14 protein-coding genes and 1 pseudogene are annotated in these 17,537 nt (G+C 50.2%); 10 read left to right on the top strand and 5 right to left on the bottom strand.

Features of this window, described 5'->3' with window-relative positions; genetic code table 11:
* Positions 1-37: 37 nt before the first annotated feature.
* Both ACI2KS_RS23120 and ACI2KS_RS23115 read right to left on the bottom strand, forming a co-directional pair.
* Positions 38-1,024, bottom strand: a complete 987-nt coding sequence (locus ACI2KS_RS23120) for a DNA polymerase III subunit delta' (protein ID WP_404623329.1) — start codon at positions 1,022-1,024, stop codon at positions 38-40.
* Positions 1,017-1,376 (bottom strand): annotated as a pseudogene (locus tag ACI2KS_RS23115) (dTMP kinase); the annotation flags it as partial. The pseudogene ACI2KS_RS23115 and the gene ACI2KS_RS23120, both read right to left, overlap by 8 nt.
* A 107-nt stretch (positions 1,377-1,483) precedes the next feature.
* On the opposite strand from ACI2KS_RS23115, the gene ACI2KS_RS23110 reads away from it, so the two are divergent.
* The 6 genes from ACI2KS_RS23110 to ACI2KS_RS23085 are packed head-to-tail and all read left to right on the top strand — an operon-like array spanning position 1,484 to position 8,620.
* Positions 1,484-2,299, top strand: coding sequence for a deoxynucleotide monophosphate kinase (locus ACI2KS_RS23110; RefSeq protein WP_404623328.1), 816 nt, complete (start codon positions 1,484-1,486; stop codon positions 2,297-2,299).
* A gap of 51 nt (positions 2,300-2,350) precedes the next feature.
* On the top strand, positions 2,351-4,297 hold the full coding sequence (locus tag ACI2KS_RS23105) for a hypothetical protein (protein WP_404623327.1): 1,947 nt from the start codon (positions 2,351-2,353) through the stop codon (positions 4,295-4,297).
* Entirely contained in the window at positions 4,290-6,320 is a 2,031-nt protein-coding gene (locus ACI2KS_RS23100) for a tyrosine-type recombinase/integrase (protein ID WP_404623326.1), read from the top strand. Before ACI2KS_RS23105 ends, ACI2KS_RS23100 begins: the two co-directional genes overlap by 8 nt.
* Positions 6,320-6,871 carry a hypothetical protein gene (locus ACI2KS_RS23095; RefSeq protein WP_404623325.1) on the top strand — a complete coding sequence of 184 codons (552 nt, stop codon included), beginning with the start codon at positions 6,320-6,322 and terminating at the stop codon, positions 6,869-6,871. The genes ACI2KS_RS23100 and ACI2KS_RS23095 overlap by 1 nt, the downstream gene beginning before the upstream one ends.
* Positions 6,810-7,328 (top strand): hypothetical protein, encoded by a 519-nt coding sequence (locus tag ACI2KS_RS23090; protein WP_404623324.1) that lies wholly within the window; start codon positions 6,810-6,812, stop codon positions 7,326-7,328. Before ACI2KS_RS23095 ends, ACI2KS_RS23090 begins: the two co-directional genes overlap by 62 nt.
* Positions 7,328-8,620, top strand: a complete 1,293-nt coding sequence (locus ACI2KS_RS23085) for a site-specific integrase (RefSeq protein WP_404623323.1) — start codon at positions 7,328-7,330, stop codon at positions 8,618-8,620. Before ACI2KS_RS23090 ends, ACI2KS_RS23085 begins: the two co-directional genes overlap by 1 nt.
* Before the next feature lie 444 nt (positions 8,621-9,064).
* On the opposite strand, the gene ACI2KS_RS23080 is transcribed toward ACI2KS_RS23085, so the two are convergent.
* Positions 9,065-9,712 (bottom strand): hypothetical protein, encoded by a 648-nt coding sequence (locus ACI2KS_RS23080; protein ID WP_404623322.1) that lies wholly within the window; start codon positions 9,710-9,712, stop codon positions 9,065-9,067.
* Positions 9,713-10,395: 683 nt separating this feature from the next.
* On the opposite strand from ACI2KS_RS23080, the gene ACI2KS_RS23075 reads away from it, so the two are divergent.
* The 4 genes from ACI2KS_RS23075 to ACI2KS_RS23060 all read left to right on the top strand — a co-directional run bounded on the left by ACI2KS_RS23075 (position 10,396) and on the right by ACI2KS_RS23060 (position 13,911).
* Entirely contained in the window at positions 10,396-10,686 is a 291-nt protein-coding gene (locus tag ACI2KS_RS23075) for a helix-turn-helix domain-containing protein (RefSeq protein WP_404623321.1), read from the top strand.
* A 122-nt stretch (positions 10,687-10,808) separates the two neighbouring features.
* Positions 10,809-12,029 carry a hypothetical protein gene (locus ACI2KS_RS23070; protein WP_404623320.1) on the top strand — a complete coding sequence of 407 codons (1,221 nt, stop codon included), beginning with the start codon at positions 10,809-10,811 and terminating at the stop codon, positions 12,027-12,029.
* A gap of 175 nt (positions 12,030-12,204) precedes the next feature.
* Entirely contained in the window at positions 12,205-12,609 is a 405-nt protein-coding gene (locus ACI2KS_RS23065) for a hypothetical protein (RefSeq protein ID WP_404623319.1), read from the top strand.
* A 600-nt stretch (positions 12,610-13,209) separates the two neighbouring features.
* Complete coding sequence (locus ACI2KS_RS23060; RefSeq protein WP_404623318.1) at positions 13,210-13,911, top strand: hypothetical protein; 702 nt, start codon at positions 13,210-13,212, stop codon at positions 13,909-13,911.
* Between the two features lie 52 nt (positions 13,912-13,963).
* Here ACI2KS_RS23060 and ACI2KS_RS23055 read toward each other — a convergent pair whose 3' ends face one another.
* Both ACI2KS_RS23055 and ACI2KS_RS23050 read right to left on the bottom strand, forming a co-directional pair.
* On the bottom strand, positions 13,964-14,527 hold the full coding sequence (locus tag ACI2KS_RS23055) for a recombinase family protein (RefSeq protein ID WP_404623317.1): 564 nt from the start codon (positions 14,525-14,527) through the stop codon (positions 13,964-13,966).
* Between the two features lie 741 nt (positions 14,528-15,268).
* Entirely contained in the window at positions 15,269-17,380 is a 2,112-nt protein-coding gene (locus ACI2KS_RS23050) for a hypothetical protein (protein WP_404623316.1), read from the bottom strand.
* Positions 17,381-17,537 lie beyond the last annotated feature (157 nt).

The raw sequence follows: 17,537 nt of genomic DNA, 5'->3' as shown, positions 1-17,537 counted from the left end.
CTCCTCGGCTGATACTGATGTCATGCAGATGGCCAGTCTAACCCTGTCCGGTCAAGGATGCCCACTGCACCAATAATGCTTCGAGCAACAAAACGCGATTGAGGTTCGCCTTGGACAGCACTTTCTGACGCTGCAACAGCACCCAGTCCTGCATCGCCAGCACCTTGCCCTGCGACGACTTCTGCGCCAGATACTGCAGGACCTTGCGCATGTCAGGCAGGCCGAGACCGCTTTCATCGTCGGTCAGCTGATAACGCAGGATCAGGTTCGACCAGTCACAGAACCAGTCGAAGAGCAGCAGCAGCGGGACATCCTTCCAGCCTTCGGCCAGTTGGGTCGGCGACTGCTGGCCCTTGAGCAGCTTTTTGACGCCTTCCACCACCAACGCGCGCTGTTCGCGAACACCTTGGGCCTGAAGACTGACGGCCGCCAGTGGAGATCCAGCGGCCAGGGTCAGCAGTTCGCTGCGTTCCTGCTCGGTGCATTCGGGCAAGGCATCGGCCAGCCAGGCGATGCTCATCGACTCGCTCGGCAGCGGACACGCCTGCTGCACACAACGACTCTTGATGGTGGCCAACAAACGGCTCGGCTGATGGCTGACCAACAACAGTACGGTATTGCCTGACGGCTCCTCCAGACTCTTGAGCAGGGCATTGGCAGCGTTGATGTTCATCGACTCGACGGGCTCGATGAGCACAACCTTGCGACCGCCCATCTGCGCTGTCTGCACCACGAAACTGACCAGATCGCGGACCTGATCGACCTTGATCGCCTTGTCCGCTTCCTCCGGCTCCAGCACGTAGTTGTCCGGGTGACTGCCCGCGTTGAGCAGCGAGCAGGACTTGCAATGACCGCAGGCCTCAAGCCCCTGTGGCTGCTGACACAGCAGCAGGTACATCAAGCGTTCGGCCAGCGCCCGCTTGCCGATACCGGCAGGCCCATGCAGCAGATAAGCGTGAGCGTGCTGGTTGCGTCCGGCCAGGTGCTGCCAGAGACTGGCCTGCCAGGGGTAGGCGTTAGCCATGTCGCCGTTCCGCCAGCATTTGCAGCAGCTCAGGCAGCAGCGTGTCGAGCGAAGCCTGGACCTGATCCAGCGGCAAGGCGGCTTCCACCAGGCGATACCGCTGGGGGGCGGCTGCGGCGCGATTGAGATAGGTGCTGCGTACCGCGTCGAAAAACGCCCGGCCCTCCTGCTCGAACCGGTCCAGACGTCCCCGCGCGCTGGCACGCGCCAGACCGATTTCCACCGGCAAGTCGAACACCAGTGTCAGATCAGGACGCAGCTCGCCCTGGACGAAGTTTTCCAGGGCGGCGATGCGCTCCACCGACAGCCCTCGCCCGCCGCCCTGATAGGCATAAGTGGCATCTTGTATTCGTTTCTGATGAGAGGTAAACATAGACTTAATATACGGCCCATTCATTGCAGGTAAACAACGTATACTGATACTATACCCAGTTACGTCAGTGGAGTGATCAACAGTAAATGCCAATAATGATAGGCCTAGCAGCGAAAGCTAGATCTGGGAAGGATACGGTCGCAGCGATGCTGCTTGAGCATCCCGAGGTCGCAGCGTACGCATTAGCAGACCCGCTAAAGGAAGGGTGCCAAGCCCTGTTTGGCCTAACCGACTGGGAGACTTGGTCCGACGAGGCCAAGGAGCTAATGATCCCAGACTGGGGCATGTCGCCACGCCAGATGTTTCAACAAGCAGGTACGGACTGGCTGCGCGATCATAACCCAAACCACTGGCTCATGCGCGCTGAACGGCAGCTCAACCAGCCCCCCTCCCCCACTACAAGCCCTTCTATATATAGAGAAGCCTTTGCCCCCGATGCGGCAATTTGGTTTGCTACCAAGGCGTTCTGGGGCCTGAGCGACTCCCAAGCCTGGGATGAATCGGAGCGAGGCCAAGTGGATCCCTTCTGGCATCTGCGCCCAATCGAGATGCTCTCCATTATCAAGACCCATCTTGCCAGGGATATTCCAACTTACGCAGAAGCTAGATTCCGCCTTCTTCAATCGCGCCCCATTACCCCGCCGTTTCCGAAACATCCCGACCTGCAAGGGAAAACGGTCCTGGTAATAAAAGACATCCGCTTCGAAAATGAAGCCGATTACCTTCGTTCGCGAAACGGCATCATATGGCACATTTCGCGAACTTCAGCTGCGCAGGTAAATCTTCATTCATCCGAAGCCGGTATTTCCATCCAACCTCTTGACACACATATCGATAACAACGATACAATTGTGTCATTGCGGTTACAAGTAGACAAAGGCTGGTCGCGATTGCGCTTGTAAAGCTCAATTCAAGGACGCAGATCACCTGCGTCATTGAAATGAGAATTATGGATGACGATAGATGAAACACTTAGGCTTGCCAAAGTTGTGGCAAGAAACGGAAGAGTCGTACCGGCGAAATACCTAAATCACCCGTACTTTGATAAAACCTCGAATTTGTGCCTAACGCTGCACTATGCTTTTGTGCGATACGTGCCTACAGTGGCGCATACGCACGGACACGCAACGGGCCGAGCAATAAACCTCTTCTTTGACTACCTCGCAGAACACAGAGCCATTAATCCTGCTGCCTTGCATCCAAGACAGTACACCGATATTTCCATAGAGATCCAACTTGGCTTTCAAGACTATCTATTGAGAACTGGGGGGACTCCACTCCATGCCGAGGCTCTGAAAAAATGTGCTAATTCGGTTGCCAGGAATTATGGCACGATCCCGATGGTCATGATTGCGCATATCAATCGCAGGCAGCCAAAGCCAACCGAGCCGCTGAGCGACGGGGCGTATGACGCCCTGACGGCGGCGCTGGTCCGCCATACGGACAAGCTGTATCAGAAGCTTGAGTGGCGCAAATTGGTAGATGCCGCAATTCCGCTAAGCCAGGAAAGCGTTGACGCACACCAAGGCCCCGTCTGCAAATGGGTTCCAGAACATACCCGCAGCTTGAAGACGCTACTCAACCATGGCTTCCCCATGCAGCTTTCGCTCGAACAAATTTATGAGTTCACTGGGCGTCCTAATCTGACTAGCTTCACAAGAATCCGCACTGAAGTTCTGAAGGCGATAGGCCACAAGTACATTGTTCAGTCTGTATCTGGCATAAAACTAGATCAGCTCCTCGAAATGTACTTCCCCACAGTCATAGACCAATGCGCAATCGGCCTATTCTTGATGCTGCAATCTGGATGGAACAAAGAGACCGTATTATCAATAGACGGAAATGACTTCGAGCATATTCTGACTGGCTCAATTGACGACGATATGGCTGTCATTTTTTCAGAGAAGTTCAGGTCGCAAAGCAATGGCTTGCCTTATGATGCTCCGAAACAAATGACTGCTTCGAGCGATAAAAATGATAAGTACTCTATCTACAACTTGATCATCCTGGCTGGAAACCTATCAAAACCGCTGCAAGGTTTTGAGTTTGATACTGATCCGTTTCAAAATGTTGGCTTTGAGCGAAACGAGCTGTTTCTTTTTCTACGTACATTTGGAGACTGGTACAAAAACGGCAGTCGTCACTCATCAATCAATATTGTCAACTCATGGCAATACGGCATCGAGAGCTTTCTCCGCGAGTACGAAATCATCGACAACGGGCGCAGGCTCACTAAGACTGGTGAACTCGCGCGCCGGTTGCGCTCTACTTGGCTGAAGCACAAGAAGAGGACTATGCCCATGGGCATGATCAGCGCACATTTCGGGCACTCCGATCCATCGACAACGGATGTCTATTACAACAGCTCAGGCGCAGCTATGCAGGAGCGCAAAGAACGCCTACGGACCGAGCTTGATGCGGTTGTGGAGTTGTTGGTGACTGGTCAGTTTCGCGGCCTGCTTGGCAAGCGTGCAAACGACCAAGCTTCAGCTGCTGTCACGCTCTTTACGATCCCTGGGCATGATCGTCCGATGTGGGGGTGTGAAGATCAAACTTCGCCAGATTGGAAGGGACATGAGGATCAGGTAGCCCACGGCAAGCGTTGCTTCCGGATGGAAAAATGTATTGGCTGCTCGCAGATTCGGCTGTTTGACGATTCGCTGCCGTATCTGTTGGAGCGCGTATCTCACATTGAGCATGAGCTTGACTCAGAAAACAGCAGCGCACGGAACGATGACCTGGAATGGGAAAAACAGCTATTGGAGCATCTGATTCAAGACTGCCATGACGACGATGAAATCAACGCAGCCGCTCGATACCGGCGAAAGCATTCTCCGTTGTTGCCCCGCGACCTCTCCAGCCTGCGGGTGATTTTCGACGAGGAGCTTGCTGATGTCTGACTACATCGAGATGCAGGATCGCATTATTGAGGAATTTGAGAGTGACGCCGAGGAGGCGGCTCTGGAGCGCTTCGAATCGTTGCTTGATGAGACTGCTGACGCACTGGCTCCCAGTCAGAGCGGTCTGCGTGCGAAACTGGCACTTTATCCGGAGGGCGATTTTCCGGTATCGGCACTCTCTCAATACCAGTCATCCGCCTGGCGATTTGAAGGATCGGAGAAGACTATCTACTTCCGTTCAGATATTCCTGGACTGAACGAGCTGAAGCGCGCCCTCACTTATCAATACATTCCTGCGTTTACACCCTACGCGCGGATCAAATCTTTCATGTCCACGTATCAGCACGCTTCGCAATTTCGGCTCATCGAGATTTACTTGCTCACTCCGAATCGGTTGACTGGACTGCCAGGGCATCTGGCCATGATCACCAACAGAATGATCAACCGCGCGCTTGACGATGCTAAAGCCTCGACCATGTCAAGTCACTATCTCCAGTTGTTCATGATGATGCGGACCTGGGCAGCGCTGTCAGTTCAAAAGCTGCTCCCGGAGGAAATGTGTCTGCCTGCGTCGGCTCAGAGCGTAGATACCCGTGAAAGGAGTCGCGATGTACAGGATGTCTTCGCGGGATCGATCCAGTCTTGGATACCTTTCTCAGAAAACGAGCTGGAAAAGCTCGTCAACCATTCGCTTTTCTGGATCCAGAAAGCAATGCCAAGACTGCTTGAGGCCAGGACTTTTCTGATCGACTCTGGGATCTCCGAATTCCATAAGGGCGTGGTGAGACGGGCTAAGCGGCAAATCGACATTGAAGAAGCGCTGACAATCGAGATCGACGGCATTCAGGTGCTGACTGTAAATCGTAAAGATGGAATGAATAGTGGTCGGCCATCTTTTACATACAGGTGGGTGTCAGAGTTTGGTCATGCCATTGATGAGGTCAGAAACGCGGTTTTTGTGTTCGTCGCGCTTGTGACTGGAATGCGAAAAAGCGAGCTTGGCATACTTTCGTTCGACGATATCAGAGAGGGCGAGTCTGGCATTTTTTGGGTAGACATGACGCGATTCAAAACCTCCAACGATCCCAACCATAACGGAGAGAAGGAGGAATTGCCTTTGCCCAGCTTCGTCGGGAAGTTACTGATGAAATTCAAGGTGCTGCGGAGCTTCTGGTCGTACTACAAAAAAGGGCTCGTTTTCCAAAACGCCTTTGCAAACATAGCAGTCGGGGACGGGAACACATTTAATGTCACAGCGATCACATCAGCCTTGGAACAGCCGTGCGGCGTTGACCGAATTCACGCGCATCGGTTTCGAAAGACTATTGCCGAGATTTTGATCAACCGGAGCGAGCGGAATATTGACCTGATCCGTATGCTTTTTGGGCACCACAGCTACAAAATGACGCTCCAGTACATATCGCGCAACCCTTACATGGTGAGGGCTGTAGCCCAAGCACTTGAAGAGAGCTATTCGAAAGAATTTCATGAGATCGTGACTGCGGTGCGGGATGGAAGCTTTTCGGGCCAGCCTGCGGAACGGCTTGCGAATCAAATGATCAAGCGCCCGGAAGAGTTCAGAGGCAAGCGACTCAAGACATCGATTCTGGTCTACATCGCACACTTGCTCAACTCTGGCACACCATTGTTTGTGGGGCGGACGGCTGTCGGAACGTACTGCGTGACCGGTAATGACCTTGACCGAAGCTCTCCTCCGCCGTGCCTCCACGGGCGACCGCTGCCAGAGGGGCGTATCTTTCCTGACCCATCAAATTGCCAGATTGAATGCCGGAATGCCGTAGTAGTCGCCAAGGCAGAAAAGTCCTTGGCGGAAAACGTGCAATTTTACGAGTCCCTGCTGGCAAGCGGTGGTGAAGTGCTGCCACCAAAAACACGCCGAAAAATCATGGCGAGAATTGAGGCCCACAAAGCGCACCTGGTCAATTTGAGAGATAAGGGCCCGAAAGAGGCCGCAGCTTTGTTGGGACTGGCTGCGCTTATCCCAATGGTAGAGGTGGCCTGATGGAGCACAACAAGACTCACCAGAGGCTCGTTGAGCTTATCATCGACCACCACACCGTATTTCCTGGGACACCACTGGGAGTGAAAGCCCTTTCGGACCAAGCGGGCATCTCAAGGCAGGCTTTTAATCGCTACTACAGTGGTTTGAAAGACTATGCCATAGGTGTTAAACCATTGGCTGATTTGTTGAGCGGTGCAGGAACATTCCTTTCGCACGAATTGATCAATCAAAATCAGGCGACGATCCGAGATCTTCAGAATCAACTCAAGCAGGCTGAGTCCAGATATGAAAAGAAGCTGCAAGACACGCTAAAGCACTACATAACGACACTTATGATCGGGGATATAACTGCTCACGCGGCAAATGATATGCGTGTCAGCCTTGAACGCCAGAGCCTTTACGCCAGTGAAATGAGAGCCCAAAACAACACGCTTGAGCTTGAGCTAAGCAGAGCCAAGCAGAGCCAAGCTTGCGCTGGAAAACGACCGCATGGACGTGAAATCTCTTGGGGTATCTCTGGACGTTGGCCAAAAGCAGAAGGTGGACGTTGATCTTGCGGGAGCGGTTGCTGCCTATAACAAATCGGGCGACATCGAGGATTTCTTCAGCCAGAAGGATCGCGCCCTCGACATGGCCTGCAAGTCAATCAAAACCATGTCAGGCGATGCGGAGTGCACGGTTGTCATCTTCGCCGAGCGTTACATAAGCAGGTTTAACATTTTCGTAGATAACTTCAAGCCGAGCGATAGCTCCAAACACATCATTGTGAGATTCCCGGTATTTGATCGAACAATGCTAGACCTTTACAGACGCCGCCTTCCACCTGTCAAAAGCACGGTGATATACATTCCTTACTTACAATCCGAAAGTGACATTAATGCCCAGCGGTCGTTTTTCTTCAAAGGGATACCTGAAGAAGAGTTGAATCAGGCTGACAACGCAGACCCGATCAATATTGCACATGGCTATGAAGAGGTTGTTCATTTTAAAGTAAGGCAGGGCAACTGATGACGTTCAGCATAAGCCGCCAGATAATTGAATATGAAACACCCGATACCGGGCTGCATGTCCGGCACCACATATTGATCGCCGGTATTGGTAACAGGAACCATTTGCTGAGTCATGCCAATCTATACCTGCTGAATTATGCTCGCCAATCGCTAAAGACTTCCAATCGCTACTCAAGCGTGATTTCAATGTTTTATCGATATCTGTCGGCTGAGCCGAGATTCGCTGATAAGGATATTGCAAATTACCATGTCTTTGTGACCAACAATGATATTCGTAGATGGCAAATATCGCGTCAAGTCACTAGGGTAAGAAACCAGAGTGCGGGACCGGTTTCTGAAACCATCTTTGAAGACGCGAAGGTGCTCCTTGGCTATTTTCATTGGCTCAACACCAATGGCTACCTTACGAACGTAGAGGTGGCATTGAAGACCTGCATCGCAAATTTCAAATCGGAGAGAATGCTTGCATACGTCAAAGCAAAGGCGCGCGTAACCAGGAGCGGCAAAAATATTCAAACGCTTGATAAGGAGTCCAGACAGTGCCTTTTCAATTCCCTGATTACCTCTGATGAAATCAGGCAATATCTAGATGCTTTTGCTGACCCAGTGTACCAAACGCTATTCAAGCTTGCCCTAGGTACAGCGATGCGCCCTATCGACCTCTGCAAGTTTCCTTATCTGGGTGACAGAAAAAATGTTCATATATTGCCGTACTCCGAAATGGACCATGAGAAACTGACATTCGAGTACACGGCATACGGCAGCAAGGGAAATAAAACAAGGACAATCGTTATCCACAGAGATGATCTTAGAATGATTGACGAAAGCTATATAAAACCGCTGTATCAGGATAGGCGTAAGTTATATAAGGAGCGCTATGGAAAAGACTGTCCGCTGTCAGTGCTTTTCTTGAACAGCCAAGGTGTTCCCATTACTGAGACTATGATCTCCTCGCGTGGAACCGCAGCGAAGAAAAAAGCTCAGGCAACCCATAAAGGTTTCAGGGACAGTGTGACGTTCTACGATTCACGACACTGGTGGCCTACGGTTTTTCTGATCAAGTATTTTGGAGACGACTTGCTGACCAAGGCGGTAGATTTCCTTTGGGCTGCATGTGCAGAGGCGCTAAAAACTCAGATGGGCCACGAGAGCCTGGAAACAACTTTCCACCACTACGTCGATAAGGCCCGCGTTGTGATGGCTGCGGCGAAAGGAAGGACGACAGAGTTGGTGACGCAGGCAAATTCCGGCGTGCACGCAATGATCGCTGAATTTCATTGTCTTCGTTGAAAAAAACGAAACGCCTTCTTGCTGAGGTGTTCACCCTCGGAATCCAAGGTTTTGAGTCATGGCGCCCTTCCAACGACCCCACTTAGTCTCGAACATCACTGCCATGGGCAGTGCAGCGGCTCCTTGCCCACTTATCGGTAGTTACAAGGCTGCCAGGAGATCCGCATACCTCACAGACCCTAATGGACAATCTACGTGCGAATTCGGCCCAGGCCGTCGTCTGCGGGTGATTTACGCTGGTCTGAATCCTTAGCTCTCCGAACTTTTCCTTGAGGACCGCTATTGAGAGCCCTTCTGGTAGTCCGTTCGCATCATCCTCCATCAGCACACACAGCACCTCAATGATGCTGAACCATCCGCTTCCACACTCGATGCGGACCGATGATGGCCCGAGGAGCGCGGGGAAATTTTCCCGCAGCTGGGTAACAAGGTCTGCTCGCATCTCTACTCCTTCGTCAGCTCGGATGTATCGTCAGGCTGAACTTGGTCACGAGGCCGGTCGAAATTCAATGGTTTGACGGAATCACTATTAGCTTGCGACCAGTTAGCTGTGTTGGTCGCGATCTGGGCAACCATTGCCCTGATGTCGCTCGCCAGCTTTTCAGGGTATTGCGGATCAATCTGCGGCCTGCGTGGTCGGCCGACGTGGCCATCTACTGATGTGGGTACGCGAGGGGATGCCTTCGTGACTTTCTTCGGTCTGAAGAGTTTTGAATAGTCGATATCATGGAGCCGATCCACGATAAAGTCTGGCTTCAGGGGTCGCCCTGGTTCAAGCGCCTGGTGAGCCTTGTACAGGCTACCAATGTGGGTCCACCCTAATGGTGCGAATGAAATGATCCCGTAGACGCCGCCCGTTTCGGTTTCTATCCAGATGCTGTCACCTGACACGCGAATCAAGCTTATGACTGCGGTAACAATCCTCTGGCCATCAGAGAACTGCCCCTCAGGCGTCACGCGAACGTGCTGCCATACCCTTCCTACGAGTCTGAGAGAAGGCTGGATGTTGGCATCCGCGATGTACGCGGTGAATGATTCAATTCCAGAATCGTCCCGTAAGCGAGCCATCGCATCTTCGAAAGTCTCTAGCATCCCAGGCTCCGTAATGTATCCACCAAATTGGCTCCTTCTGAATCTTCGATCTGAAAAACGCATACCGGATTCGGAAAATTCGCGGAAATAGTCAGCCGCTTTTGCTGCGCGCGCGCCTATCCACAGACAGAATCAGCTCGCCCGTAAACAGCCTCCTGAGCGCCAATCGGTCGCCTTCTTGCCATCCAAGATGCACACAGAGGCCTGGGGCTGGAAGTAGCACCAAGGGTCCTTCCGGCGAGCAGTGCACATGCATCTTCCAGATCGAATCGGCCTGATTGCTAAGCGACCGCCGCATGATCACCTGATCCTGCTCCGAGACCTCTGGACGATGTTCAGAGCTAAGCGTCCAATACGCGGCTCGCCCAGCGTTTTTGTAGGCATCCGAGCCAGTCAGATCCTCATCATCGGCGCTTACGATTCCGTCTTCAGAGATTCGTATAAGTCCCGGTTGAAGCCGTCTCCTGCGAAAATAACTGTCAACGTGATGGCGCACTCGCAGCCAGATACGAAACATATCTCCTCCTAGGCGCCTACCACCCACCTAGCCCGGCCCATGAGGGAGCGAACGTTGGATAACTAAAGCCTATATAATATCGACGAAACGCTGAAAATGTGTCGAGTTCGATATGGTACTTTACATATCGGGCCTGCCTGATGCTACCTTTTTGTGGGGGTAGCTGGTGGAGCTGAATAAAGCCTATGGCATGGCGCTGAGGCACGTGCGCAAGCAGAAAGGGCTCACCCAGGAAGATTTTGAGCCGGTCACCTCACGCGCTTATATCTCAAGAGTCGAAGGTGGGTACCATGTCCCAACGCTGGAGAAAACCGTGGAGCTTTGCACAAGACTCGCGGTATCGCCGTCATTGCTTCTGAGCTTGTGCTTTCTAATCGCTGAAGACTCGTCCAGCGGAACTGACCTGCTGGCAGTCCTGAAATCCCAACTGGAAGAGATTGGCCTACCCCAGCGCTAGGTGCCTAGACCGGTAGTTGAATGCCGCGAGACAGGGACACAATGCGGCCTGAACTGATACTCAGGCGCCTCGATACAACCAGGTAATGGAAGCCAATATTTTCAAATCATGGAGCGAACTGAATGCTTTCAATTTTATATCCCAAGGTAGCTTGGCTTGTGCGGGAGCTTACGATGGGGCTCATGCCGTTCACCGCAAAAGCCGACTCGATACCCAAGCTTATAGTCAAGATATCCAAGGAAGGGATCCTAGCTGCGAAGGTACGACAAGGTTTTTCAGTTCACTTGGTCCCCTATGATGTGGATGGGGTTAAGTCAGTTGGCTTTTTAGCAGCATTCTTCGATGACCAACAGCATCCGCTGATAGCAGGCGGAGCATTCATCAAAGAGTTTTTTGGCCGACAGCTGGCCCGTCTGCTCCTGTCAAAAGAAGTAGATGTGCATTTTTTTGATGAGGCGGGCCACGAGCTGCTTGCTTACCGCGCCGAACTTAATACAACGAAAAAACATCGAAATCTGTTGATGGAAGCGGTATTTCCAAGCCTAGAAGACATGCATCAAGGCCGAGTGATGAACGCCATGTCAGAGTGGTTTCAATTAAGCACTCCTGATGATGACGCAACGGCGGTTAAGGTTATTTTCAAATACCCCTTAATGGATGAAGATATCGTTATCTTCGATCTACGACCGGAATATAACTCATACCAAGGCAGTCCAGGTTTCAGTTATGTGACGCTGGAGCGCGAAGAACCGGGCGCCTTTCAGGAAAAAGAAATCGCTCGATTATTGCAACGCACCTTTGCAAATGAAGATATTTATTTATCCCCGCTGCGCACTTATGACAATGAAGAAATCACTGACCTTCTGATCATCAGCGAAAACAATGTTCTTATCATTCAGGCGAAAGATAGCCCTAATATTGAGCGCATAGTAAACAACACCATCGAGCGGAAAAGAAAAACCGTCAACGGTGCTCTGAAAAAAGGATTGGCTCAAGTGACAGGTGCAGTCAGTTACCTCAGTCGCACCTCTCCAATGATAATGCGGCTTGATGGTAAGGATATTGAAGTCAGCTTAGAAGGCAAGACCATATATTCGCTAGTGATATTGAAGGAGCTATTCAGCGATGACTACGACGAATACACGCCGCAGATAATGGCCGTCGCTAATTCAACAGGGGTGCCATGTATAGCATTATCATACAGCGAACTTCACCAGTACACGCGCCATTTAACGACAGAAGATGCATTCTTCAAAGCGTTCATGACCGTATTTAATCACGGGGTTCAATCAGGAATGTTTCCTCGCCTAAGAGTTCACGCGCCCGGAGCGATGGGGAGCTAGGAGGTCCAACTGAGCTTGTTCAGCCATATCCCTTACCCAGTCGCGCAACCTGATCCGATTTTCAGCTTTTTCGCTTCCGCATCAATAAATTTTATTGCGAATTCAATGCGTTAACCTCGCTTAGATTCCTCATTGCGGCTGTTCAAGCCGCTCCACCCTCGCCTAGGAATCAACCATGGCATCAGATAAAAAACAGGCTAAGCGAGCAAAGCGCTCCAAGTCGAAAGCCAAGCAGGCTCGAATAGTCCGAAATGGCTCGGCTCAGGGCGAATATGTAGAAACGATTGAGGTCGCAGAGGGAATGGTCAACTTACTCGTGCGGATGGCAGAAGCTGAGGCAATCAGCCAAGTCGAAATGCTTACCACCATTATTGGTGACTCGGGGATGTCCAAAGCAGAAACGTTAGACGACGAAATCGATATGCAGATCGTAATTCTCAAGGTCTATGGAAGGAAGATCGAAGGAAGAACAGATGACTGGATGGAACATGCTGGATTCCTTGAAGCTTATGCGGAAGCTGCTCGTATTCTCGGTAGAGAGGAACTCATCGACGCCTGGCATGATGCCCATGACTTTTAATGGCAGGTCGCAGCGGAGTCGGAGCGGTCGAGCGCCTTCCATATGAAGAGTCTTCTTTGGCATGTGCATTTCGTGACGAGGGCCGCCAATCCCAACCCGTCGATTCATAGAGCAGGCACTGTGATGCATGTGCCTGAGTCCTAATGTATCGATGCCGTAAAGCGGATGGGACACCGTCAAGAGACCGCACCCCTCCCCCTCGACACCGCCAGTGGTCACCTTCGGCGGAGCCGGTCATGAGCTTCATCCATACCGGCTTTGCCGAATGACCCAGTGGTGGTTGCTGTGCTCATCCTTGGCTGGGCGGAGGGACGCCGGTGAAGGCTGTTGGCCTCCCTAGCACTGGATAAAGTCCTCTCAGGACCAGGCTTCTCGACCACAATTTCCCCGCCTGGATCAGTCCCTTGGAAAGTTGGCTATTATTGGATTGCTCAGATCATAAGCGTGCAGTAGAGCCGACAGCTGCAACAATAATTGATCACTGGCCTAAAGCTGGGATTGCTCAATAAAACGGTAGGTATCCGCCAATATCTCTCGGGTTTCAGCTTTGCGGGCACTCTCGGTGACTACCCTCGAATGGCTATGAAGGAAGCCGCTCACATGATCGATGGACCTAAGCGTATAAAGCCGTACCTACTCACGGAGTTGCCAGTGGACTTAACCGTGAGAATGAAGCTGCTCGCAGGCATTGACACAACAGTCCCTGAACGACATGAGAAAGGGGATTTTGATAGGAATGACCGCGCTGAAATCTACACGATCATTAATGCCCTATTGATTGACCCGCATTTACCAATCCCTCTGCCGGCCTCAGTGTTCCATTCCGACAGACCGGACATAGTAGTTCGAAGCGCAACAAGCGCCATAGGAATCGAAATCGTTGAAGCGGTGTCCCAGACCACAGCTGCAATGGACTGCGAAAGAGCCCTCCTACCAGATGCGCCTGAATTTCATTGGGCAACGAAGCAGCTATTGGGCGAGGGGAAAAAATTTGCTTGGGAGGTTCGCGACATGATTTCCAATAATGAACCTGGCGAAGGGTTCATCGGTGACGGAGCCGTTGATTGGGCAAAGGCCATGGCGAATTTTGTTCGCCGCAAAATGGCTACGGTTTCCAAGCCAGGATTTCAGCGATTCGAAAAAAATTGGCTCCTGGTTTACGATAACTGGAGAGAGCCAGCCAGGGATCTCGAAAAAGCAGATATTTTCCTTGATGGATTGCTGAAAGAAATGACGGCCTTCGCAATCTTCGACCTGATCCTGGTTCTCGATGATGCGCGGCTCAGCGTTTTCCGAGCGTAGTACATTTGGTCTGGTTCGAAACCGCTTATACAGGTATTGACCCGCTTGTTGTCTACCTAGCGGTCTCGCTTATTGCTCTGTAGATCGTAGAGCGATGAACATCAAAGAGCTTAGATATCTCGGAGATCGGACGACCAGCATTATTCAGCTCTCGCACATGTGCTATCTGCGATGCGCTCATCGATGGCTTCGGCCCGAATCGTACGCCGCGAGCTTTCGCAGCCAGTCGGCCAGCGGTGGTACGCTCTGAGATCAATGAGCGTTCGAAGTCAGCAATTCCCGCAAAGACCGTCAGAATCATTCTGCCTGCTGGAGAGGTCGTGTCTGCCCATGGCTCAGCCAATGATCTTAGGCCTGCGCCACGGACTCGCAGCAGCTCTGCGATCTGCAACAGATCAGATGTAGATCTGGCCAAACGATCCAATCGAGTAACCACCCGGATGTCGTCGGATCGAAGGTGGTCGAGCATCCGGATCAGCTCTGGCCGATCCCGCTTTGCACCACTCAGCTTCTCCTCAAAAATTCTCGCGCAACCTTGATCGATTAACTGCGAACGCTGCTGCTCAAGGTTTTGACATTGGGTCGAAACCCTCGCATATCCAATTAAGTGATTCATGAAGACTCCGTCGCAAGTTATATCTCAAGTATAGCACAATATGCGACAGACTTATGCGACACTTAAAATCAATTGCAAAAGGCACGCTCATCGTGTCGCATAACTTCTAACTTGTGCAACAGCACCGCCGCCAGCTCACCTCCTAGCTGTGGGATTACGCTCTAGTTATGCAACGGTCTTTTCTCACGAAATTTAAGTGTGAAGGGACGCCAACGGCTTGCTGATGGTCGGCGATAGCGTTAAGCAGCCAAATGCACTTGCGATATCCCCCCATCACATTTTTGTTGTTTTGGCCACCTTGGTCGTGGCTGGCTTAGGAACTTTACAGCTTAGTACGACTTCCAGAACGGTAAGAGTTTTCGATTTCTAGAGCGGAGCGACGCAGGCAGCACTGTTAAAATTTTAGGCATGGCTTGTTGTTTTATTTGCTGTCGTATTAGGATAAATACTCTGCAACTTCGGGAGATAGATCCAGTCTATTGCTTGGCAGTAAGTGAGGTGAGCCCGATAGTGAACACACCTACTGTATCCACCAAGCTATGGTGTTGAATGGAGTAGCTTATAAAGCGAAGCCAAAAATCATGTCGCAGGCTTGCAGCATAGAGATGACTTTTAAGATTAATAGATTCAAGCATCGGAAAGGGCCAGCGCATTCGCCACACCGGCGGCGAATGCGGTATAGAGTTTTCATCTCCAACTGTATTTTTTTGATGGCAGCATCTACAAATGTAAGCTAAGCCGTTACAAAATAATATTTAATAGCTCAGGGCGCCCTAACTGGCAGTAGAACATGGTTTCCATCAAAGGATGTTGCTCTTTGACTGCCGTAAAAAGTTCAGCGTCTCCCACCCCCAGAACTTGCGACACTTCGTTTATTAAATAATCGTACCAGGCTGGGTCTAAAGAATTAATGCGCAGATTTACTTCGAAGTGTATTTTTTTGTTATCTTTATCTGTCAAACCATACTCACTATTGGTAAAGAAGTCTAGGACGTCGGTAGAGTAAGACATTTTCAAAAATTGTGAAATGCAAACTCTCCAAGTGATCGCGTCGTATCCCATACCTTTTAGCAATGGAAGAAAAGTGTCTACTCGATAAATAATTCTTGCCATGAACGCAGAAGAACTGAGAGCATCAACCGGGAGAAAGGTTCCGATAACACTTAGGGCCCCACAACGTAAGAAGCCATTGGCAACCGATGCGTGTGATCCGCTAATTGCAGATGTCGAACATGCACTCAACATCACGATAGGCGGAATTTTAGCTTTGCCGTGCAACTCCCAGCTTATCAGTTTCTCCGTCCCAATTTCTAACCACCCGGTATCCTTAATACCCCCATGGTTACCATGACAATCAAATATTACGATTGCCCCCTCAAATGTATTGAGCGCGGCAACCACCTCCTCAATTGATGAAACATCTACAATAGAGATTTTTGATTTAGTACTTATTGGAAAGAGCTTGATAGCAGCTTCCAAATATAAGCCTAACTTGTCAGACTTACTAAAAGATCGAATAATGAGGATATTCTGTAACACGTCGAGTTTAAGCGTGGTAAAACGGCCCATAGTCGACAGCTGCAAAAGCATGTTGCCAGGAGTCATTGGTATTTTACTAACTTCATGGCTGATCATTAGAGGTAGTTTGTCTAGATAGACCCACTCAAGCGGGACATCGCTACAGATTTTGCAGCGAAGAACCCGGCTCGCAATTATATAATAAAGTTTCGAGCCAAATGCTGAGCGCAGAGAATCTGACAGAGCTTTAAATTTTACTTGGAGAAGTAGCTTAGACTTTTTGTCATCCATATTATAGATGCGCTCAATCTCCTTAAGCTTGGATAAGTGGAGATTTACAGAGTTCGGAAGCCGGATCGCAGGTAATGACTCAGTACCTGCAAGAAGTCCAACTGTAAAATTTGTTATCCGTAACTCCCTCTGACGCTCCTTTGTTATCGTAGAGGTCATGGGGTCTTTCGATGGATGATCCGTGTCCGCATTTGCGTTATTCACTGTCCATCCGGAATATTCTGGATTCTTAATAAGTCCATTTTTAATAAAATTTCTGTGAAAAGGAAGTTTTATTTCTCTTAATATTTGATTCCAAAAATGAGAATTAACATCATAAAGTGCTCCGTAGATAGCAGGTGAATATATGATGGCCTCATCTACATGCTCCTTGTGCTCGTCAGTCATAGCAAGGACTGCCTGGGCACTTTCATAGACGGCGTCATAGTAATTTTCAACTTTTCTAGGGTCAATGTATTTATGCATTGAAGGCCTGAAGCCGAGCCCTATTAGTACCAGCTCGTTCGCTACTGTGCATCCTGCTTGATAGAAAGTACATCTTGCAATCTTTCTAAAGGCCGCGCGCATCTTAGGAATTTTTGCTTTAGGTGCAAAGATTTTTTTCGCCTCAATCATCAAACGATATATATGGTAATCTAAAAACTGAGCAGTGATGTGACTCTGATACTCAGTAACATTTATCACGCCTTCAGCCCTTTCGGTTGAAACCAGCAAACGATGAATGCTATCTGAAAATTTCAGTTTTTTGATTTCGTCAATATCTTGAGGCAAAGCTAACACGACTACAAAAGCGGAGTTGATTAGCTTTGGAATTTCGGTTATTAATTGAGACCCTATAGTAACTACATTTCTGCGCGTACCGCCACAGCGAAGCTCGATAAGTTTCTGTTGGTTTATAAATACTTCGCCCGTATCAAAGGGAGCTACCGAGACAACTCCCATAAGTAAGAGAAAATCATTGCTTGTAGCTGCCCTGCTCCACCCTTGAAACAAAGTTGTTGCTTCGTCTGTGGGTACAACTAATACGTAAGTAATTTCAGCCATATCACATCCCTTTGAATAAAACAGTCTTATCACAGTCCGCCACCCTATCACAAAAAGCAGCCATTGCCTTTCAATACCAAGCAGCGAAAACCAATCCACAACCCTTGATGGCCGAGCCCACGTCATAAATGCATCGAGGCGCGCCAAAAGCAGAACG

The organism is Pseudomonas sp. NPDC087358 (genome assembly GCF_044900785.1).
In the GTDB taxonomy this organism is placed as follows: Bacteria; Pseudomonadota; Gammaproteobacteria; order Pseudomonadales; family Pseudomonadaceae; genus Aquipseudomonas.
This window is presented reverse-complemented; position numbering and strand designations above follow the sequence as displayed.

Coding starts and splice junctions, on each gene's coding strand:
- ACI2KS_RS23100 (WP_404623326.1), top strand. CDS start 4,290: ATGTCTGACTACATCGAGATGCAGGATCGCATTATTGAGGAATTTGAG.
- ACI2KS_RS23060 (WP_404623318.1), top strand. CDS start 13,210: ATGATCGATGGACCTAAGCGTATAAAGCCGTACCTACTCACGGAGTTG.
- ACI2KS_RS23105 (WP_404623327.1), top strand. CDS start 2,351: ATGACGATAGATGAAACACTTAGGCTTGCCAAAGTTGTGGCAAGAAAC.
- ACI2KS_RS23080 (WP_404623322.1), bottom strand. CDS start 9,712: ATGCTAGAGACTTTCGAAGATGCGATGGCTCGCTTACGGGACGATTCT.
- ACI2KS_RS23095 (WP_404623325.1), top strand. CDS start 6,320: ATGGAGCACAACAAGACTCACCAGAGGCTCGTTGAGCTTATCATCGAC.
- ACI2KS_RS23085 (WP_404623323.1), top strand. CDS start 7,328: ATGACGTTCAGCATAAGCCGCCAGATAATTGAATATGAAACACCCGAT.
- ACI2KS_RS23070 (WP_404623320.1), top strand. CDS start 10,809: ATGCTTTCAATTTTATATCCCAAGGTAGCTTGGCTTGTGCGGGAGCTT.
- ACI2KS_RS23050 (WP_404623316.1), bottom strand. CDS start 17,380: ATGGCTGAAATTACTTACGTATTAGTTGTACCCACAGACGAAGCAACA.
- ACI2KS_RS23110 (WP_404623328.1), top strand. CDS start 1,484: ATGCCAATAATGATAGGCCTAGCAGCGAAAGCTAGATCTGGGAAGGAT.
- ACI2KS_RS23065 (WP_404623319.1), top strand. CDS start 12,205: ATGGCATCAGATAAAAAACAGGCTAAGCGAGCAAAGCGCTCCAAGTCG.
- ACI2KS_RS23120 (WP_404623329.1), bottom strand. CDS start 1,024: ATGGCTAACGCCTACCCCTGGCAGGCCAGTCTCTGGCAGCACCTGGCC.
- ACI2KS_RS23090 (WP_404623324.1), top strand. CDS start 6,810: ATGGACGTGAAATCTCTTGGGGTATCTCTGGACGTTGGCCAAAAGCAG.
- ACI2KS_RS23055 (WP_404623317.1), bottom strand. CDS start 14,527: ATGAATCACTTAATTGGATATGCGAGGGTTTCGACCCAATGTCAAAAC.